Annotated in this window: 22 protein-coding genes; 8 read left to right on the top strand and 14 right to left on the bottom strand. The window is 41.8% G+C overall.

Features of this window, described 5'->3' with window-relative positions:
* Window positions 1-5: 5 nt before the first annotated feature.
* The 6 genes from JWG44_RS02365 to JWG44_RS02340 all read right to left on the bottom strand — a co-directional run bounded on the left by JWG44_RS02365 (window position 6) and on the right by JWG44_RS02340 (window position 4803).
* Window positions 6-416 carry a zinc ribbon domain-containing protein gene (locus JWG44_RS02365; protein WP_205273353.1) on the bottom strand — a complete coding sequence of 137 codons (411 nt, stop codon included), beginning with the start codon at window positions 414-416 and terminating at the stop codon, window positions 6-8.
* The gene (locus tag JWG44_RS02360) at window positions 416-1000 is read right to left on the bottom strand and encodes a cytochrome c-type biogenesis protein (RefSeq protein WP_205273352.1); all 585 of its coding nucleotides are present in this window, start codon (window positions 998-1000) and stop codon (window positions 416-418) included. Before JWG44_RS02360 ends, JWG44_RS02365 begins: the two co-directional genes overlap by 1 nt.
* Complete coding sequence (locus JWG44_RS02355; RefSeq protein ID WP_205273351.1) at window positions 997-3186, bottom strand: heme lyase CcmF/NrfE family subunit; 2190 nt, start codon at window positions 3184-3186, stop codon at window positions 997-999. The genes JWG44_RS02360 and JWG44_RS02355 overlap by 4 nt, the downstream gene beginning before the upstream one ends.
* A gap of 42 nt (window positions 3187-3228) precedes the next feature.
* Window positions 3229-3624 (bottom strand): cytochrome c maturation protein CcmE domain-containing protein, encoded by a 396-nt coding sequence (locus JWG44_RS02350; RefSeq protein WP_205273350.1) that lies wholly within the window; start codon window positions 3622-3624, stop codon window positions 3229-3231.
* Window positions 3625-3726: 102 nt separating this feature from the next.
* Window positions 3727-4497, bottom strand: a complete 771-nt coding sequence (locus tag JWG44_RS02345; protein ID WP_205273349.1) for a YdcF family protein — start codon at window positions 4495-4497, stop codon at window positions 3727-3729.
* A 126-nt stretch (window positions 4498-4623) separates the two neighbouring features.
* Window positions 4624-4803, bottom strand: a complete 180-nt coding sequence (locus tag JWG44_RS02340) for a tautomerase family protein (protein ID WP_205273348.1) — start codon at window positions 4801-4803, stop codon at window positions 4624-4626.
* A gap of 266 nt (window positions 4804-5069) precedes the next feature.
* On the opposite strand from JWG44_RS02340, the gene JWG44_RS02335 reads away from it, so the two are divergent.
* Window positions 5070-5468, top strand: coding sequence for a 4-fold beta flower protein (locus JWG44_RS02335; RefSeq protein ID WP_205273347.1), 399 nt, complete (start codon window positions 5070-5072; stop codon window positions 5466-5468).
* 58 nt (window positions 5469-5526) lie between these two features.
* On the opposite strand, the gene JWG44_RS02330 is transcribed toward JWG44_RS02335, so the two are convergent.
* Genes JWG44_RS02330 through JWG44_RS02320 form a run of 3 tightly spaced genes read right to left on the bottom strand, consistent with a single transcriptional unit; the run spans window position 5527 to window position 8659 of the window.
* Window positions 5527-5931: a hypothetical protein gene (locus JWG44_RS02330; RefSeq protein WP_205273346.1), complete on the bottom strand. Its 405-nt coding sequence runs from the start codon at window positions 5929-5931 to the stop codon at window positions 5527-5529.
* A 10-nt stretch (window positions 5932-5941) separates the two neighbouring features.
* Window positions 5942-8275: a TonB-dependent receptor gene (locus tag JWG44_RS02325; RefSeq protein ID WP_205273345.1), complete on the bottom strand. Its 2334-nt coding sequence runs from the start codon at window positions 8273-8275 to the stop codon at window positions 5942-5944.
* 51 nt (window positions 8276-8326) lie between these two features.
* On the bottom strand, window positions 8327-8659 hold the full coding sequence (locus tag JWG44_RS02320; RefSeq protein WP_205273344.1) for a DUF2946 domain-containing protein: 333 nt from the start codon (window positions 8657-8659) through the stop codon (window positions 8327-8329).
* A 150-nt stretch (window positions 8660-8809) separates the two neighbouring features.
* Here JWG44_RS02320 and JWG44_RS02315 point away from each other — a divergent pair, with 150 nt between their 5' ends.
* Together JWG44_RS02315 and JWG44_RS02310 are read left to right on the top strand one after the other, a co-directional pair.
* Complete coding sequence (locus tag JWG44_RS02315) at window positions 8810-9025, top strand: hypothetical protein (RefSeq protein WP_205273343.1); 216 nt, start codon at window positions 8810-8812, stop codon at window positions 9023-9025.
* 102 nt (window positions 9026-9127) lie between these two features.
* Entirely contained in the window at window positions 9128-9436 is a 309-nt protein-coding gene (locus tag JWG44_RS02310; RefSeq protein ID WP_205273342.1) for a DUF1272 domain-containing protein, read from the top strand.
* Between the two features lie 75 nt (window positions 9437-9511).
* Here JWG44_RS02310 and rsx read toward each other — a convergent pair whose 3' ends face one another.
* On the bottom strand, window positions 9512-10561 hold the full coding sequence (gene rsx / locus JWG44_RS02305) for an LIMLP_03685 family anti-sigma factor (RefSeq protein ID WP_205273341.1): 1050 nt from the start codon (window positions 10559-10561) through the stop codon (window positions 9512-9514).
* Window positions 10558-11106: an RNA polymerase sigma factor gene (locus JWG44_RS02300; protein WP_205273340.1), complete on the bottom strand. Its 549-nt coding sequence runs from the start codon at window positions 11104-11106 to the stop codon at window positions 10558-10560. Before JWG44_RS02300 ends, rsx begins: the two co-directional genes overlap by 4 nt.
* Here JWG44_RS02300 and JWG44_RS02295 point away from each other — a divergent pair.
* From JWG44_RS02295 to JWG44_RS02285, 3 genes are all read left to right on the top strand, one after another.
* A complete protein-coding gene (locus tag JWG44_RS02295; RefSeq protein WP_205273339.1) occupies window positions 11087-12061 on the top strand; it encodes a hypothetical protein in 975 nt (324 codons plus the stop codon). The genes JWG44_RS02300 and JWG44_RS02295 overlap by 20 nt on opposite strands.
* Before the next feature lie 424 nt (window positions 12062-12485).
* Window positions 12486-13106 (top strand): SGNH/GDSL hydrolase family protein, encoded by a 621-nt coding sequence (locus tag JWG44_RS02290; RefSeq protein ID WP_205273338.1) that lies wholly within the window; start codon window positions 12486-12488, stop codon window positions 13104-13106.
* Window positions 13103-13909, top strand: coding sequence for a hypothetical protein (locus JWG44_RS02285; protein WP_205273337.1), 807 nt, complete (start codon window positions 13103-13105; stop codon window positions 13907-13909). The genes JWG44_RS02290 and JWG44_RS02285 overlap by 4 nt, the downstream gene beginning before the upstream one ends.
* Window positions 13910-13983: 74 nt before the next feature.
* On the opposite strand, the gene JWG44_RS02280 is transcribed toward JWG44_RS02285, so the two are convergent.
* Window positions 13984-15213 (bottom strand): acyltransferase family protein, encoded by a 1230-nt coding sequence (locus tag JWG44_RS02280; RefSeq protein ID WP_205273336.1) that lies wholly within the window; start codon window positions 15211-15213, stop codon window positions 13984-13986.
* Window positions 15214-16426: 1213 nt separating this feature from the next.
* Here JWG44_RS02280 and JWG44_RS02275 point away from each other — a divergent pair.
* Window positions 16427-17152 (top strand): hypothetical protein, encoded by a 726-nt coding sequence (locus JWG44_RS02275; RefSeq protein ID WP_205273335.1) that lies wholly within the window; start codon window positions 16427-16429, stop codon window positions 17150-17152.
* A 64-nt stretch (window positions 17153-17216) separates the two neighbouring features.
* Here JWG44_RS02275 and JWG44_RS02270 read toward each other — a convergent pair whose 3' ends face one another.
* On the bottom strand, window positions 17217-18053 hold the full coding sequence (locus JWG44_RS02270) for an alpha/beta fold hydrolase (RefSeq protein ID WP_205273334.1): 837 nt from the start codon (window positions 18051-18053) through the stop codon (window positions 17217-17219).
* Window positions 18054-18129: 76 nt separating this feature from the next.
* On the opposite strand from JWG44_RS02270, the gene JWG44_RS02265 reads away from it, so the two are divergent.
* Window positions 18130-18516: a DMT family transporter gene (locus JWG44_RS02265; RefSeq protein WP_205273485.1), complete on the top strand. Its 387-nt coding sequence runs from the start codon at window positions 18130-18132 to the stop codon at window positions 18514-18516.
* A gap of 76 nt (window positions 18517-18592) precedes the next feature.
* Here JWG44_RS02265 and JWG44_RS02260 read toward each other — a convergent pair whose 3' ends face one another.
* Window positions 18593-19636 carry an NHL repeat-containing protein gene (locus tag JWG44_RS02260; RefSeq protein WP_205273333.1) on the bottom strand — a complete coding sequence of 348 codons (1044 nt, stop codon included), beginning with the start codon at window positions 19634-19636 and terminating at the stop codon, window positions 18593-18595.
* Between the last annotated feature and the right edge of the window lie 248 nt (window positions 19637-19884).

Genomic DNA, 19884 nt, shown 5'->3' with positions numbered 1-19884 from the left:
CCCTCTTAGACGATCAGTTTGGTTCCGCAGGCTGGACAAAATTTAGCTCCGTAGATTTCTATCTTAAATCCGCATTCATGACAGTATTTTGTAAGAATTTCATTCGAGCTCGGAGTAGCTTGTGTTTGCTGCGGGATGTTCTGAGCGATGGTCCTTATCCTTTCGTCAAACTCTTCTAAGTCTTTTACGATTCCTTTGGAGATAAATTGAAATTCACCGTCTGTCAGTTTGCCGGTATCGAATTCTATCTTAATGTCCCTTAGGTTTTCTAAAATGACTTCTCTTCTATTGATCAGTTCCAGTTTTTCGGATTCTCCATCAGTCGATTTGAGATCGATGGAAAAACGGACGTAGAGAAACGGAAGAACAACGATTCCGACCAAGAGGATGTAAAATGGAATGAGTAGGAGATCCATTATTTTTGTTTTTCCTGTATTTCTGAAAGATATCGATTGAAAGCTTCAGTTTCTTGTTTTGGAGATTCCGGCGAGTTTTTTTTGGAAAAGTTTGGATTCTTACGTTTCATAAAAAAGAATATAAAAAGAATTCCGAGAACTCCCGCAAGACCCAAGCTCAAATTGATCCAAGTAGAATCCGGAGTCGCTAGAATATTTTCTCCAAAACCGAAAACGACGGAGTTGGCCATTCCTGTGTTCCCGGCCTCCACAAATCTTTGAACGACCGGATCTTGCAAGGCCTCTTCACCGAATCCATGAACCATCTTGTTTACGATTACGTCCGCGCTTTCACCTTTTGCGATTCGATTCTCTATGAAAATTTTGAGCTTTGCGGAGACGGTACAATTGTTAAACGAACAACTCTTGATCGTGATCGACGGGATACAAATACAACGAATCCTGGAAGTGACTTCGTGAAAAGTTCGGATCTGCTCCGGCTCGCTCAGATTGGTAAAGGTGGAATCTCCGAAGATCGGGCCGTAAAACGGGAATAAAACGAAGATCGGAAATAATATTAGAATTTTGTAAACTGATGCTTTCAATTTCTGGATTCTCCTATGGGAAGAAGGATCAAAAGTCCTGAAAAGAAAAAGAGCAGGGAACCGGCCCAGATAAATTTTACGAGCGGGTTTACCCAGACTTCCAAGTTGGCGACGATCTGTCTTGGGAAACGATTGAAATTCTCAAGTTTTCGAACCGGTTGATTTTCGTTCGTAAAAAGATAGTTCATAAACAGAAGAGGAAGATCGGGATTTTCATCCGAAAGATCCGCGTGTTCGATCGCGCCTAACTGTATGTATAAATCTTCTTTGGGCGTCGATGCGATTGCCGGTTCGCTCGTAGGAATGTGAGTTTCAAAGTCCCCGCTGAGGTGGGATATCTGGGGATAAAATCTTCTTTCAGTCACCATCGTAGAAAAATCCTTCAGATGCCGTTTTACTTGAAACGTAGCTTCGTGGGAAACGATCACGTTCTGAATGTTGAGACCGTTCTTCGCGTCTCCGTTTACAAGAGGTTTGATTTTGAGAGTACTCGCCGAGATCTGATAGTTTCCTAAAACTCCCGTATCTTGACTGGAATAAACGATCTCGTTTTTTTCAGGCGCGTTTAAGAAGTAGAAAAATTTAATAGAAGTATTTTGTTTGAACGCGTTCCCCGCAAAGCCGATAAAAAGAATCACCATCGCCAAGTGAACGAGATATCCTCCGTATCTTCTTTTGTTTTTTAAAAGCATTCTGAATCCGGAGAAGAAATAATTTTCCGAAGGATAGGTAGCTTTTCTTGCGACGATTCCTCTGTGATATTCCTGCGCGATTCCGGCGATCGTAAAGATCCCGAGTCCGACCGCGACCACCGAATAAATTTCTCCGAGTACGTCTCCGAGGCTGTAATCGCTGATCGTAAAATTCTGAGTATAAAAAAGAATATAAGCCCCCGCTCCGAGGATTCCGACTAACAACGGTTTGAAGAGAGTGGAAAAGAAAATTTTGTCCGCGCCCTTTCTCCAAGCGAGAAGAGGAGCCGATCCCATCAGCAGGATCAGAAGAATCCCGGATGGAACTCCCCAAGAGTTGAACCAAGGAGCTTTGAATTCTCTTCCATAAAGAAGAGGGGAAAAAACTCCGAGAAGAATTGCGAGGGTCGCGATCACAAGAAGGAAATTGTTAAAAAGAAAACTTCCTTCTTTGGAAGTCATCGCTTCCAGGTTTCTTTCAGGCTTTAACGCGTCTCTTCGATAGATCAGAAAACCGATGAAGAACGCGAAACTGACTCCGATAAAAATGATAAAAGGGGTTCCGATCGTGGATTTGGAAAAACTATGAGGGCCTTCTAAAACTCCGCTTCGTGTGATCCAGGTTCCCAATAAACAGAAATGGAAAGCGAGGATGATCAAAAGCATATTCCAAAACTTTAACATTCCTCTTCTTTCTTGAATGATCATGGAATGAAGAAACGCCGTGGATAAAAGCCAAGGCATTAAAGAAGCGTTTTCAACCGGATCCCAGGCCCAATAACCGCCCCAACCCAATTCTTCATACGCCCATTTCGAGCCGAGAAGAATTCCGGTTCCAAGAAAGAACCAGGAGAAAATCGTCCATCTTCTCACAAAACGAAACCAGTTTTCCGAAAGATGTCCCGTGATCAGAGCCGACGTCGCGATACAAAACGGGATCGCAAAACTCACGTAACCGATGTAAAGAATCGGAGGATGAATTACCATCGCCCAGTGTTGCAAAAGAGGATTGAGTCCTCTTCCCGCGACCGCCGCGGGTTGGAATTCGCGAAAGGGTTGTGCGTCCGAGTAAAAAACCGCGAGATAAGAAAAGAAAGCAGAGATGACGGTTAACGTAAGAATCATCACGGGAATTCTATCGTTAATCAATTCTCTCGTTTGCCAGAGAACGATAAACGTAAAGATGGAAAGTAAAAGATTCCAAAAAAGAAGAGAACCGGACGAACCCGACCAAATCCCTGTGAGTCTGTAAAATAAGGGAAGGTGTTCGTTGGAGTGCATCACAACGTAGTAGTTGGAGAGATCGGTTCTAAACAGTTGAACCAAAAGGACGATAAAAGCGAGAAGAATCACGGCCGAGTTCGCCATCAATGTATATCTTCCGAGTTCGATCGCTTGCCGATCCTGTTTCCAAATTCCATAAGAAGTTTGTAATATGGAAAAGAGAAGAATAGCGAAAGAGGTTATAATGCAGAGCGCGCCGAAATCGTTCATATCAAAGAGTCCATTGTCCTTTCGCTTTTAGGCGACAGAGATTTATTTATTTTCTTCCGAATAATCGGCTTCGTATTTGGAGGCGCACTTCGCTTCCACGTGATCGGAAACAAGAACGCCGTCCTTCATATAACCGTCGACTCTCGCTCTTGTGCCTTCTTTAAACGCGTCCGGAAGAAGAGTTTCTCCGGTGAAAAAAACCGGAATCTCCTTATCGTTGAATTCTAAGATAAACTTTGCGGTTTTTCCTTCACGGACTACCGTTCCCAACTTCACAAAACCTCTCACTCGGAGGAGATCGTCTTGGTACCGTGCGGGAGAAGCCGCGAGTTCGGAAGCGTCCAGAAGCGTGTAAGATGTTTCCTTGGAAGAGAAGTAAGCGATGGAGCCGAGGGAAAGAAGAATGATCCCGGCGAGGATCGTAAATTTGATATTCATCGTTAAAAGTTCCGATCTAGTTTCTGTTTTAGACCATAAAAACCGAGACATTGGAAGGAGAAAAGTGGAAATATCCTTATTTTACTCCGAACCAAGGGTCTTTCAAGAGTTCTTAATCTTTTGAACGAGAATTCCGATCCATTCCTTGATCGAGATCGTTGAATTTTCGAGACAGAATGTGGATGGAAAAAAATTGTCCAATGTAAGAACCGCCTTCTGAGCTCGAAAGTCTGTGGGGAAGGGAATGATTGTGATTCCTTTGTTCTGAAAGTTTTCGACGGATCGTTTCATGTGGAAGGAAGAAGTCACGAGGATGATGGACTTCCAACCTTTCTCCTTGAGCAACTCCGTCGTAAAGGCCACGTTCTCTGCGGTGTTTCTGCTTTTGGATTCTAAGATCAAAGAAGATTCGGGAATTCCCAGTTGTCTTAAAAATCGTCCTGCAGGTTCGGATTCAGGAACTTCCTGGTAGAATAGATTTCCCGATCCTCCCGAAAAAAGAATACGGGGCGCTTTTTTTGCCTGATAAAGTCGAATCGTTTCCGTCAGTCTTTCCGCCGTATTGTTGAGTTCCACGGGTTCGTCGTGACGACTCAGAGTGGAAACCATTCCGCCTAACACTAAGATGACGTCCGCCTTCGGAACCGCGTCGACCGAAATCGGCGGATAATAAATTTCCAAAGACTGAATGAGTTTTTGTGAAACCGTGCTCGTTGAGAGAATCCAGAGAAAAAGCACCGGTAAGAGAATCGAAAGTTTTTCCTTCCATCGTCTGAGTCTGAGCCCAGCGATCAATAAAACAAGCAGAACCAAAGGAAGAGGGAACAGAACCAGCGTCGCAAGTTTTGAAATGGAGAATAGAATTGTGGACATTGATCTTGACGCGGAACTGAAGCCGCAAACTCCTTATTTCGGAAAAATCGAGCAATTTACAAAAAAATCAAAAATTAAATTTGGGAAATTATACTTTTAGGCACAAGGAAGAATCCGGCGGAACTTTTATTCGAGGAGTTTTCCGCCCTTAGCCCAATTTTCTTTGGATACCTCTTCGATCACGATGTAGGTCACTTCCGGAGGTTTTCCCGCAACTCGTTCGAGAGTTTCCGTAAATTCCTTAACAATTTCCTCTTTCTGTTTTCGCGTCAGAAGGCCCGCGACTTGTAAGTTTACATAAGGCATAACGTTTCATCACTCCGTTTTAAATTCGGATTTCATTTCTTCATCCAGCTTGGATTTGTAAACAGGTTTTCCTGATTCCGGTATGGCGCCGATTTTGAATCTTTCGGGAACCGATTTTCAACAAACGTCCTGTTTCCGAGAAAACTTTTTTTGCACAAAACGATCTTAGAAGGCGATTCTTTTTCAATCGAATCCGAAGGAAATAAATTGCGAAAATCGATTTCGGTAAGATAATCAAAGCATATCCTTCGAAGGAGGAGAATACGATGGACGAGCTGGATTTTTACGATAAGGGAGGAAAGGCGGTCGCTTACTCTCAGGACGGAGTGAACGTCTATACTTTCTCAGGAAGACCGGTCGCATATTTTGAAAAAGAATATCTTTATTCTTTTTCCGGGGTCTGTCTCGGTTGGTATCAAAACGGATGGGTTCGGGATCGAGAGGGAGAATGTATCCTATTTACTCAGAACTCGCAAGGAGGTCCCGTAAAACCGATGACCACGGTCACGCCGCTCAAAGCAATCAAGGACTTGAGACCGATCAAGGAGCTTCCCTCTTTGTCCCCTCGAAAACCGATTTCATCGAGACCTGGTCAAAACTCTCGATTGCTAATTTTTTCGGAAAATAAAAAATCGATCCGGCAGGGATCGGTGAAAGAATATTAAAAAACAGGAATATTCTTCGAATCGTTTCCGATATGAGATTTCCTGTTTGTGATTTTTTTTAAAGTCCGTCCGGTGTAAAGGCGGCTCTGTAAGCCTCAGGCGGGCAGGTTAAGTAAGTGCAAGTTTTGGGCGGAACAGGTTCTGCAGTTTCCGAACTTTCTTCCCCTTCCGGCTTGGTATTGGTCCAGAGCCCTTTGGATGTCAAGTCCTCGCAGGATACTTTGACCGAATTTGATTTCTGGCGTCCTTGGGAATAACCTTGGCAACTCCAAACCGGAATCTGTGTAAAACAGGTACAATTTCCCTGAAAGGCTTGTGTGTCCGTACAATAGACGCAGTCGGCTTTTGTTTCGTTAAAAGCGCTAGCAAGAAGACGAGTCGTTTGATCTTTGTCGTGCTCATCCTTATCTTTTTGACAGAAAAGGATCGGAATGATTAAGAAAATTAGAATGTATTTTTTCATGATTTTTTTCCTATTGAATGAGTGTAAATGGGAAGGAAACTTTTAGAATCGCGTTCACTCCCGGATTGAGGGCGTATTCTTTATAACGACTCAGATGATCTACATAAGAAACATTGAATACGTTCTGAACGCTCAAGTCCACCGTAGGTTTTGAATTTCCGTCTCCAAAATACGGTAACTCAAAACCTAACCCGATATCCGTAAGATTGTAACCCTTGCTCGGAGTTTCTTTCGGATCGACACGATATTGGGAATCGTAGAATCTTCCGTTGATCGTAAAATAGAAGTTTTTCATTCCTAACAAAGAATCCTCAGTCCATCGAAGACCTGCTCTCGCTCGATTGGGAGTCGTTTTTGGAAGCGGATTTGTGTCGTTTTGATTTCTGGCGTGAACGATATCGATTCCTCCGGAAAGGAGCAACTTTTTCGTCAATTCGGCTTGGATGGAGAATTCGCCTCCTTTTAAAACGGCGTCCCCTTGTTTGTAATTGTATTTAGGAAGTCCCGATTCGGGGTCGATCTCGGCTATGCTCGCGGCATATATAAAATTTTGAATGTGATTTTGAAACACGCTGATCTCGGTCTGAATCCGCGAAGAGGCGTATCTCAAAGCGAAATCCACGTTATTTGAATATTCGGGTTTGAGTGTGTTTCTTCCTATTTCGAATCTTCCTGTTCCTTCGTGGACTCCGTTCGAAAAAAGTTCGAAAGGAGTCGGCGCTCTAAATCCTCTTCCATAGTTGAGAATGGAAGAAAAAGACTTGTTGATCCTCCAGACGAGTCCGGTCGAACCCGTTGTCGCATAATAATTTTTGGTTTGTTCGTTAACGCCTAACGCGGCATTGTTTCTGATATCGGTAGCCCTTTTGTCTCCCCTCACGCCGGCGCTGAGGGTGACGGAACCCAACTTCAATTCTTCCAAAAAGAAACCGGCTATGTTTACGATACCGTAGGACGGGATCAAAGGTTCGGAGCCTATCGTTTTGTTGGTTTGTTGTAACCCGGAAACCCCTGCGGTTCCTTTCAAAATTCCGAACATCGGTTTGTGATGAAACTTCGCGTCTGCGGTCGCGGTGTCCAAGTAGAGGTTCAATCCTTGATGTTTTTCACGGGCAGTGACTTGATAGTATTGAAACGATTTGTCAAAGTTGTCTATCGTTTCGTCCAAGAGCGTATCCTTGATCGGCAGAATTTTATTCTTCGATTCGATTTCTCTTCGATTGTTTCTTTGGTAGGAAACGTCTAATTCTAAGTTTCCCGCAGGCAAAATCAGAAACGAATGAAAATGCGATTTTTCGTGTTTGAGTTTTTGAAAGATTGTGGCCCCGGGATTTTCATTCGGGTTATCAAAAAGATCCTGAGTCTGTTCTCTCTGAAAGGAATCGATATAGAAGTTTCCCCATTTTCCATCCAATCCTATGGATGCACTTTTGTTTTTTTCGATCATTCCGGTGTTCGGAACGGTTCCGTTCGGCGTCGTGATTCTTCCGGCTTTACGAGTGTTTGCGCTGGCACGATAACCGAAACCGTCGATGTTGCCGAATACCGCAAAATTGCCCGCGTCCTGTTTATTGTTGGAATAACTGTTGGAATTAAAAAGTCCCGCCATCTTCGGAACACCTTCGCCGGAAAGCGGGGCTTTGTCTCTGATAACATTTACGACCCCGCCGAGCGCATCCGAACCGTATAACAAACTTCCAGGCCCGCGAATGATTTCAATTTTTTGAATATTAAAAGCGTCTAATTCAACTGTGTGGTCGTCTCCGAATTGTTGTTCTTCTTGCCTAATCCCGTCGGTCATTACAAGAACTCTCTGACCGGTCAATCCTCGGATGATGGGTTTCGAGGTCCCCGCTCCAGTTGTCAGGTTGGAAACCCCGGGTGTGTTATTGATCGCAGACATGGCCGTTTCACCTCTTTGTCTGTCGAGTTGTCTTCCGGTTAAAACGGTGATCGGTTGTGGGGAAGTTAGAAAATCCGAGATCGTGGATTTTGCGGTAACGTTGATCGAAGAATCGTCCAAAGAACTTTTGATCAGAGTAAACTGAATCTTTTCGTCTTTTTCTCCTACGGAAACGGAAATTGTCTCGGGCTGATATCCGCTTGAACTTGCGGAAAAAGTATATTTTCCCGGAGTAACGTGGTCCAAAACGAATTCTCCTTTTTCGTTGGTGACGGCGCTCTTTCTGGATTCTTGAATCAAAACCCTTGCGTTGGAAATCGGATTTCCGTCCTTGTCCTTCACGGTTCCCGACATGGCGACGTCCAAAGCAAAAACTGAAAACGGAGAAACAAAAATAATAAATAAGAATATTCTAAAATAATAATGTAATGGCTTTTTCAAGCGGTAGCTCCCGGACAAAAAGTCCTAAATCAAACAAAATAAAAATGGAATTTAGGTTGTGAATAGGAGAGGAGGAGCGCGCCCGAGCTGGATTTGAGATATCGTAAAAGAAAGAATAAAAACTCTGGAAGACGAAACGTTTTCTATTGCGAAAAATAAGGAAGATTCACTGACTAAAAAGTCGGGATTCCACAAAGAAGAAAGATTCCTTTGCAACTGACAAACAGGGCAAGCGGGAGAATGTTTTGCGTCTCCTGGAGACACGAGCCTGGATTGTGAAACCAGAATCCTAAATTCTTTTTCGGAGTGTGTATGGATTTCCCTTCCCATCCAGCCGATGAGCAGAAGTAAAAGAATTCCGACTTTAAGACCTTTTTTTGACACTTTCTAAATAAATGCTAATGATAAACCAGTATTGATAACAGCATTTAGAAAAGAAACTAAAAATTCAAAAAAAACATTTCATTTCTTAACTTTGAGAAGACTTCCTGAGTTCGTCGCTATGGAATCATCAAAATCGAAAGGAAAGACGCCATGTACGAAGAGAATATAGAACTCATTCAAAGTCTGATTGAAAATAAAAGAGACCCTTACTCACTTCTTTCTTTTATCGGAGATACGTTGGACGCAATGAGGACCGACATAGAGGGGATTCAGGTGACAAAGGAATTTTATAAAGCGATGAGTAAGATTGTAGAATCGTTGATTATTGTGGATAAAGAAATTTCCTCCGGAACCGAAGAAAATTAATGCGAAATGCGGATTCGTTTAACGTTTGGGTTAGGTTATTTGTCGTTCATTTCAGTTTGAAAAAAATACTTTCCCCTTTTTTTGAAAAATTAGGATAAGCCTATGTTAGAATTAAGACCGATCTGTGAGAATTGCGAAAAGCCGCTTCCGCCCGAATCTACCGAAGCAGTAATCTGTTCTTTCGAGTGCACGTTTTGTATTTCCTGTTATGAGAAATTTCTTTCCGATATCTGCCCGAACTGCGGAGGGAATTTCGCACCGCGACCAATCCGTCCTAAGTATAACTGGAAGGGCGACAACTATCTCGGAAAATATCCCGCGAGCTTAAAAATAAAATTCAAACCGATCGACCTTGTTGAACACGCCGCGTTTGTAAAAAAAATGTCTCAAATCCCTCCGACGGAAAGGTAGCATAGTTATTCTACACGATTCTATTTCAGAATTTTCCGATCGTAGAAATGAAAATCGAAAAAAGTAAGAAAATATTTACTTTCGGATTGTGGAGATTTCAGAGATCGAAGTCTTTGGCATCCGGATCAAACCGGAATCGATCGTTTGAATCGAGTAGAAGTCTCCAATTTCGATCAGATATCCTTCGTGAACGATTCCATTTTTTTCTTTGATTTGAACGTAAGGACGGTTCGACCATTTCTCCCGTTCGTGAACGTTTTCGATCGACTTGATATCCTTAGTTTCGTATTCGATCGCAGTTTTGCTTTCTCGAATCCGTTTCATCGATTCGAACTGCGATTGTAGAATCGATTCTTCCTTTGAGGAGATAGGACTTACTTGAATTTCAGTCGGTTGGGACGACTCGTCCAAGTTCGCCGTTTCTGCGATGGAACCGCTTTTCACCAAAATCGATTTTCCCTCTTCTGTGACGCCTAACGCTTGGACTCGAATCAAACCTTCGATCAGAAAAATTCTTTCCTTATCCGGGTTTGCCGAAATAAACAAAGAAGTTCCGAGTAAAATCGAACGTATGTGAGGACTATTCGCCTCGACGGTGATTCCTTCCTTTTTGTGAACGGAAGAGAGCAAAAGAGACCCTTCTTGAACGTTGAGTTTTAAATGATCCGGACTTGTTTCTACGATAAATCGTGTGTTCGGAAAAATACGAATCGAAAAAGTTCCCCTTCCTTCCAACACTAAATCGCAATAAGAATTTTCCTTGGTCTGATAGCCGATCCGGTGATCGGAGGATTCGTTTTGTTCGCAAATCCCTCGGGAAACTTTTAGAATTCCTGCGACCTTATAGGAATTATTTTGAACTTTATAAAAAAAGAATATTCCAAAAATAATAAATAGGGAAGCCGCGGCAGTTAGAAATGCGCCGGCTCGTCTCCAAGGGATAACTGTAGATTTAGGCACAATCGGAAAATCTTCAGGGTTGAGAGAACTCAGAAGCGTTTTCATTCGAATGATTTCAAAGTATTCCCTTTGCAAAGAGGGATCCTTCATAAGCTCGGCGAATTCTTCTTTAGAAGTTTTTGGGTCGAGGGCGCGGGTTAGATTTTCTTTGGGGTCTTCTTTCATTCCTGCACTCCTTCTAACCAAGTTTTATCTATTCCCAACGATCTTAATTCTTCTTTTAAGAGTGTTAACGCGGAAACCAATCGTCTGCTCACGGTTCTTTGTGCGATTCCGGTTTGAAACGAGGTTTCAGCTATCGATTTACCGTGGATACAATGAAGTACAACAATCGATTTTTCCGGTTCTTTCAGCATATGGATCGATTGGGTTAATTTCTCCAATAAAATTCTTTCTTCTTCCCGTTTATAAGCGGATGATTCATAAGAGGAAATTAAAGTTTCCCATGAAGAAAACTCTACCGAATTCTTTTCCTTATTGTTCTTTCGAAAGTAGTCTGTTAATTCGTTCCGTGCTATTGCATAAACCCACGTATTTTCAGAACCCTTCGTAGGATCGAACTTTTCTCTATGATTGTAGACCTTTATAAAAGTTTCTTGGCAAAGTTCTTCCGCTGTCTCGGTTGTAACACCAGACTTAAGAAAGAAAAACTTGAGTTTATTATAATAACTCTTATAAAGGTATTCTACGTTGTCTAAACTTACACTCATTCGAAGAGAAACGCTTCCAAATTTAATTACGCATGGAGAATTGATGTTCGCCAACGTTTTTTTTGTTTTTATCAAATTTCGAAATTTTTTGACGGCATTTCTTTCCTTGTTTCTTTTACATTCGGTTTTTATCTCCGAGATTCATTCGGATGTTCTCATTCTGAAAAATGGGGAACGAATCCGCGCCGATTCTGTCAGGATGAAGAATGGCAATTCGGTTGAGTTTCGGGTTGGAACTGTGACAAAGGTCATCAAATTTTCAAAAGTGAATACGATTTTACCCGATAATTCGTCTTCCAAAAAACCGAAAGTTAGGACTGCTTCGACTGCTATTGCCAATTCTCAAGTTGTATCGGAACCCAAGACGGAGACGAAAACAGAGATAAAAGCGGAACCTAAAACGGAGACGAAAACGACTCAAGTAATCGAGCCGGAAATTAAAAAGGAAGAGGTTTTGAATGAGGAAATTCCATTCTCCAGATCCAGAACTTCGCGAACTCTTCAGGCTTTGATTCCCGGATGGTCGCCTTTATTACTTTCCGACGAAAGAAGTGGATGGATTACCGGAGGTGTTATTGCGGCTTCCGAGCTTTATGTTTTGTACCGTGGTTTTGACTTTTTTCAAAAGCCGAAAGAATTCTTTGGATCTGCATCGGAAATATCAAAGGAAGCGATCATTCCTTATTATGCAAGCATAGGATCGCAAAACGGCGCCGTTGTTCTGTTTTTCTTTTTTAAAAGCAACGAGTATATAGTCACACAGCGCGGTTATGTGATGGAGAAAACCGAGTTTAACCATCAGCGTGAATTCTATGGAATCACACTTCTCTCTCTGATCGCTGTGAATATCTATTTGAGCAATTCGGAGCTCTATAGCTGGGACTTAAAGAGCGTTCGTTTGTCGACTTCGGATAGCGGAAATACATCTTCACTTTCGTTTACTTGGGTCTTTTAGAAAAAAGTGGCGTTACCAACTGAATGATTTCGTATTAACGGATCAGTAAGTAATTCTTAATAAAAAAACGTTTCTTAAATCGTTTTGTATTTTCGTTTCAAAATACACTAACTCTTTTCCAAGAGTCGTTTTCTTGCGTATTGTTTCAGCGCTAATGTCCCTAAGTATTTTCTACTTAATATATTCAATATAATAAATAATTTTCGTCATTCGACGATTTTAGAAGTTTAGGTTTTCATATAATAATCTGTCTCCGTGACGAAACAGGTTATTACAGCTCGATATTTCCGAAAAATTAAACCTTTTATAGGAAGCTCTATAAGTTGCGACGCTGATCTTCCGTAAAAGTGGCGAGGATGTTTAACGTATCCCGTAGTAAAAATTGCACCTCAAGAATGAAAGAGGAGTGGTGCGATTTTCAATTATGAATAGAATTTTGTTTCCTATCTTTTTTCTTCTCCATCTTTCTTTGATCGCTTGTGATGCCAGCCGTAAACCTTCCGATACAAATTTTTATTTGGGTATAATCTTAGAAAAACCCTCATTGATGTTGGTTGGAGACAGCATCTCTTCGTTTTGGCCTCCTGAATTATTGGAGCCGTTTTTAGCTTCGAAAACTGCGTTCCCAAATCGTTCGACAGCCGCGATACTCGAAGCCGCGAAAAATTTAGAAGGTCATTACAGAGCGTGTATCTATAACGGAGGCGCCAATGACTTTCTGGGTAACTTGGGTCCAGCGAGCGATTCTTTGCTGGGGAATACCGTGCAGAGACAAAAACAAGCAATCGAAGCTTTGAAGCCTAAATGCGATTCTATAGTGGTTTTATCATTTTGGAATGTGGAATCTCCCTGGCCTATTGCCGCAGTTCGACAATTAAACGACAGGATGAAAGTCGAAATTACGGATGAATTCGTTCTGGATCCTTCATCCGAAATAACTCCCGATATGCTCGTGGATGGAGGGCATCTAACGTATCGGGGGTATGAAAAACTTTCCGATTTGGTGAAAGAGGCATTTCGCCTTAAGGGTGTATTGATCCAATGAATTCAAAATATATAATATTCTTCATTATTCTTTCGCTCTCCGTTTCCGATCTATTCGGAGAGAATCTTTATTTGAACTCTCCGGAGCCAAAGGATCGTATCGCCGCTTCTCTTTCCATTCTGAAGCAGGAATCCCTTGACGCGAAAAAAGAAACTAACACCGGAGCCATTCAAGCTGAAAAAAAAATCGGGGCTTACGTTTCCTTATTTGCTATTCTTCCTTATCAACGTCTTAGGGAATCGGGTGAAAGAAAGACAGAACACTGGAATCAACAACAGGCCGGTATTAAATTATTCCTTCCGTTAGGCGAAATCGGTTTTGCGGTGGTTGGTGGATCCAGTTATTACTTCGCAACTGGAAAGGAAAGATTAGGGATTGGTTCGGAAAAATTTGGTAATATTGAATTCAGCGGCGGATTGTTTTATCGTAACGGACCCTGGGCTTTGTTTACGATCGCTCGTTGGAATTCTCAGATGACCCCTTATTTACGCGAAAGGCAAGGGGAGCAGTTTGAGAAAGCTTGGTATCTCGATTTCTGGTTTTCTTATACTTATAAGTCTTTCGAATATATCTTTGAAGTGACGCGTAAGGTTCTTTATGATCCGCAGAAGGACGATCTTTACTCGACCGTCTGTTCGCCCGGTATAATGGTCCATTTGAAGTTGCTGAGTTTCGGTATTGCAGTTCCTCTTACGGTCCATAGGAGTTACGTCCCCGACGGAACCCTTGCACGTCCCGAAACAACGTTCCAGAGAGACGACTTTGATCGCGGCATTGTATTCAAGTCATTTAAGTATTTCTAATATATCTATATTCATTCAAGGGAACTCCCTTTCACGGAATCGGGTATTCTGATTCACGCAGTGATAGAAATGAATTAGTTTGTTTTGATTGTGGGTTGCATCTCTACAACTTTCCCGAAAACCCTTTCTTTCAGAATCATAAACGGCCTTTCAGTGAGTAAATGAAATATATAACCAAGAAACAATAAGACGATTCCGATCGGAATCGTATAGATCAATAGATCGCTGTATTTTGCGCTCTTAGGGTTGATAAAAGCCGGAGACAAAATTCCCTGAAAGAAAAAGTGAATCAGATAAGTGCAATACGTCAATTTAGCAACGGGTGAGAATATTTTCCAAGAAAAAATACGATTGCTCCAGGCGCCGGTTCTCATGGATAACAAGGCAATGATTGCCCAAGCAAATGAGTTGACAGTAAATCGAAATACCATCGAAATCGGATGTTTATCAAATTCACAGACCAAAAGAGAATACGCCAAGATAGAGGACCAGGCAAGGACCGAAGCGATTAAAACTTTCTTGCGATCCTTCAAAAACTCCTCGATTCTTTTTGGATAGCGATTGTAGACATACGCGAACAAAATTCCCGTAAAAAGACAATCGAGTCTTCCTTGTAACGGATAATAGATCTGAGTAAGATACAGTTTTCGAGTTAATTCCGGCGCCGCAGGTTCGATTACGGTATAGAATATGATTGCTCGATAAACGATAGGAGCAATTATCAAAGACAATAAAGCGTAGATTTTATATTTTTGAGAAATTTTTCTAAAAACTAAAAGAAGAAATATCGGAAATAACAGATAGAATTGTTCCTCTAAAGACAAAGACCAGCCGTGCGGCATCGTGCCTGTAATATAATTTGAAAGATATAAAAAATCGTAAACTACCTTTGACTGAAGATTTGTGATGTAATCGGTATATTCCGGCCGCATTTTGATAAAAAGAGGAGCTATAATGAAAGTCTGAAATAACAAAAAGGAAAAGTAGGGAGGAAAAATACGCAATGTCCGTTTAACAAAAAACTTCCCGAAATGAATCGTATTCTTTTTTTCAATTTCCCTAAACAAAGGTCCGGAAATTAAAAATCCGCTCAGCATAAAAAATATGTCCATACACTGACTCGATGAATAGAAAAGGTTTTTCATCAGAAAATTATGATCCTGTATGAATGTTTCATAGCCTATGTAAAGATGCCCCATGACCAATAAAAAAAATCCTAGGCTTCGAATTCCGTTGAGAGAGGAGATTTCCCTAGGGTCCGATTGAAAAATTCCAAAAAAGTAATGTTTTAATATCTTGCACATTGAGCTACCGGTTTTGAAGGATTAAATTTGAGTTACAGTCGTAGAGAGGGATTTAGATTCCGACTCCCCGAGCGTGTTTTTGAAAGTAGAAGGAAAGGGATCGTCCGCATTATTCTGAATCGAATCCCGGAACATTCATGATTCTTAAATTTGTCTGAAATGAAAAGGAGAGGTAGATTATGATCTTTCCCCGTATCGCATCGTAATCGAATGCGCTCAAATTTCCTGATCATAACACCCATTGAAGAAACGTTTTCCGATCATTCTTACGGATCTTGCGAGTATCCTTGCCATTTTTTTTGATTTTTAGTTAGGCTTGAACTTTTTAGAAAGACGGGATATCTAACGCGATTGGTGCAAAACGGCTTTGTCGTTCTGCATTCTTCTTGAAGAGTAGCGAGTATTTAGTCGCTTATATGTGATGGAGATCCGAGTGTGTGAAATCTATGGAATCACACTTCTCTCAGATCGCAGTGAATATCGATTCGAGCAACTCTAAGCATTATAGCTGGGATTTAAAAAGTGTTAGTTTGTCGACTTTGGATGCCGAGAGCACGTCTTCGCTTTCGTTTATTTGGTTTTTTTAAGAAAAAGTGGCGTAAATCGAAAAACAGTCCGTAGTTATTGGTAGGATCCATGCTTATGATACGTTCACTTCTGAATCCCCTTCGAATTTATATAGTTATCGTCATAGTATTTTTTGCGGGAGTCTACTTTCTCCGCTTACGCTTTCCTCTTTATTTTTAGTTTCCACCTTTTGTAAAAACTCTTCTTCGTATCGGATATATTCTCTTCTCTGAATGTGTTATTTCGGATTCCCGGATTTCGAAAACCGAATTCGGTTTTAAAGTTTGAAATTTCAAATTCCCTCTTACGATTCTCTATCCCGTTCGATTCTTAGGATTCTGATAAGAGTTTGTCACAAAATCTCAAAATGCAGGGATTCCAATAAGAATGTAACAACAATCAGGTCGCCGGAAAGTTCGTAGGCTACTTGAGGGAGCAAGGAACTCCCGCGTTTTATTACGAAGTTTACCGAGTGGTCATAGCAACGATTCCTTTGTAGTTTTGGAACAAGTTTTAAATTAAGGCGGGTGATAAGTATCTTTGTGACCGGTGCGGGTGTATTATCTATTCTTAAAATCTTTAATAAAAATGGCGAAGACTATTTTTTCTTCAGTAAGAGTTCTTAGAAACAGAAAGGAGAATTTACATGACTCAACTCAAATTAGTTTTCGTTGGATTGTCGATTTTAGGAATCGTCTCTTGTGGACAAGGGAAGGGAGGCGACAATAAGGATATCGCGGCGCTTGCGGTTTTAGTTCAGACTGGGAGCGAGCAAAAAGTTCAAGATCAGACGAAACTATTGTATTCGGCATTGTATCCCGCTCCTGCGAACGCAACTTCTTCGTCTGCGAGAGTTAGCGACGACGTAAGTTACTCCCCTCATCCGTTCGCTGCCGCGACAGTATCACCATGCCAATTGTCAGGAACACAATCTATCGATGGTACGGTGACGTCTAACGGATCCTCTCTGAATTTTACGGACCTCATTTGGACTTATGATAATTGCAAACAAAACACGGCGGGCGTAGCGGTGGATGCTAACGGCATAGCGATTCCGGTGGCGGTCACTTATAATGGCACTTTGATTCGATCGGTAAATGTGACTACTTCGAGAACGGTTTCCGGAAATAAGACGATATACCTCACGAATGGAACTGATAAGATCAGATCTTCGAATTATACGGTTGATAATGAAAGGTTTCCGGAATTCGACCTAACCTTTACAGGGAAAGACTGTACATTCGAGCAAGTTGAATATCTGCCCGGAAAGTATAAAGGAGTATTAGAAAACAATGTTGTTGTAACGGGAACGATCGGAGGAAAAGCAGTAAACACTTCGTTCCATTACGTGATTCATTTCGGCGGAAATTAACTGTAATCTAAGAATTCGACGGCGCATTTAAGAATAATTTGGCCGATCAGATATCGATTCTTTTTTAAATCAACCCTGCTATTCGTTGCAGGGTTTTTTCTTTTTCTTCGAACGGGAAAAAATGAGTCGAACCGGTCCAGATCTCCAAGGTGGAATTTTTATTTCCTCCGATGATTCGTCGGGCTCCTTTCGGCGAGCAGACTTCGTGAGGATCCGGAATCGTAAGATGAGTTTCCGTTTTGATTCTTCCATATTGAATCAAACTTAAATAGCTGATGGAATCAAAGATCTTTGCCTCCAATTCGGGAGCACAACGGAGAAATGCCTCTCCTTTCGGACCGATACTAAAACAACTTTGGAGATAGTCTTCGTAGATCAAATTATCCCATCTCGAAAAAGAGGGGGTTCTTTTGTAAATTTTACGAACCGCATCGAGATCCTTAAATTCCCTTCTTCTTTTGATCGCAACCTTTGCTAAAGGGTTGTGAAAAATCCAGGCGTAAGTCACTTTCATAAAATCTAATACGACTGGATCGTTTGCGACGACCTTCTTGAATTTATCCGGAACTATATAAGAGGCTAAAAGAAGGCTTGCTCCTCCGAGAGAATGGCCGACTCCGATCAAGTCGGAAAGATTTTCCAACTTGATTAGAGCCAAAATTTGATCTCTAAAAAAATACCAGTTTCTAAACTGTAAGGTCGACTCGGATTCTCCATGGCCTGCGAAATCGAGCGCGAGAACTCGATGAGTTTTTGAAAGAGCTTCGATGTAGAATTTATAGGTGAGGGCGCTGTATCCGTTCGCGTGACAAAGAAGAACGGTTTTTTTTGTTTTAGAATTCGGGTCCGTATCGATATAGGAAAGATTGAGTCCGCGAAAGGAGAATGTTTTTCTAAGCATGTTGGAGAGATTTGACCTTGATCTTTCCAACTCCTGCGGTGAAGTGGTTTTCGTAAAGTCAAAACCGGAGCCTTTTATGCAGATCCAAGTTCTTCTCGTCTTTATCGTCGCTCTTGCGTTTAACGCATTGGCCAACATTCTCATTAAAGCGAGTTCCTTGGGCGACGAGGCTTCCAAACCGGAAGGATTCCAAGGAATTCTTCAAGTAGTCTTTAATCCGATCTTTATCGGAGGTTTGGCTTCCTTCGGTTTGGCTCTTCTCGGTTATCGATTTGTTTTAGGAAAGGGACTCAAACTCTCGCTCGCGTATCCCGTTTTTACAAGCGCAGGTTTTATCATCGTCTTAATCGTTTCCTCTTTCGCTTTCAAAGAACGGCTCACTTGGACTCAATGGGCCGGAATCGTTCTTATCCTCGCCGGCGTTTGGCTCTGTGCCGCTAATATGTTTGAAGCGAAGTCCTAAGTTTATAAAATCTTAGAATCAAAAATGACGTATTGTTTCGAAAGAAAGGTCGCACAAGGATCTTCGCTTAACAATTTTACTGAAAGTGAACTTGATAGATCTTATTCGCGGTACTATCCGCAACGAGCAATCTCTGATTTAAGCAGTCTACCTTTACGGTCCCGATGGCGATAAAAGGAAACGGAATCGTGGTCACTTTGAAAGCCGGATCCACGATTCGAAGTCGATTGGAACCGGAATCGGAGACGAACATATAGCCGCCGTTGTCTAAAGAGATAAAAGCGGGTGCGTTGAAAGACGCGCTCGATCCCGTGCCGTCCACGCTTGCACCGGTTCCGGTTCCCATCAAAGTCGAAACTACCTGATTTTTCAGGTCCACTTGTCGAATTCTATGATCCTGTAAGTCGGCCGCTAAAAGTATATCATCGTTGCGATGATAAGCGATTCCTAATGGAGATTTGAACAGCGCCGTCGCCGCGCTTCCATCCAAATAACCGGAGGTTCCGCCTGACAGAGTAGTTACCATTCCGGAATTCAAATCGATTTTTCGAATATCGTGGTTGCCTAACTCGCCAATGTATAAATTTCTTTTCTGATCTAAATCCATAAAAAAAGGACCGTTGAAGGTAGAAACGGATCGATCTCCGTTTTGAACCCCCGACGTTCCGATTGAACTTCCTGCAAACAAAGAGAAGTTTTCCTGAAAATCGATTTTATAGATCTGCTCGCTGTCCTTGCAGGAAACGTATTTATCTCCCGTAAGAGGATCAAATTTAATACCGGAAGGAGCGCCTAACGTAAGAGTGGTGGTAAGCGTGCCGACGTTGCCGAAGGAATCGATCTTTCGGATTCGATTGGCGGTTTGATCGGAAACAAAGATATTACCGAACGTGTCTACTTCGATTCCAAAAGGTCCGTTGAAAGAGGCCGTGGAAATATGTCCATCCGCGCTTGCCGCGACCCCGGTTCCCGTAAGATGACTGACAACGGGGTTGTCCGTCATCTTCAGTTTACAGGCGAGGCAATCCTTTAGAATACAACCCAAGACGGTCGATTCAAACCAGGCTTGGCTCATTAAAACGCTCGGATTATAAGTTGATTGAGTGGAACAAAAAAACAAAAAAGGAGGATCGGGATGAGAAGGAAAATTCTATACATAGGAGTTACCGTGCTCACTGCAAATATATAGGATTTAAGTTTAAGAATCCAGCAATTTATTTCCAAAACAAAAACGGCGCCTGGAATCCCTTCTTAAAAATACGATGATCCTCTTGATATTTCGGAGTATCCGGTTTTTGATTTTCAATCTAATAAAAAAGGAAGGAAAAAAAGGTTTCTCTCTTGGAACTTATTTCTTAGATGGAATGG

It is taken from the genome of Leptospira ainazelensis (genome assembly GCF_016918785.1).
GTDB classification, from domain to species: domain Bacteria; phylum Spirochaetota; class Leptospiria; order Leptospirales; family Leptospiraceae; genus Leptospira; species Leptospira ainazelensis.
This window is presented reverse-complemented; position numbering and strand designations above follow the sequence as displayed.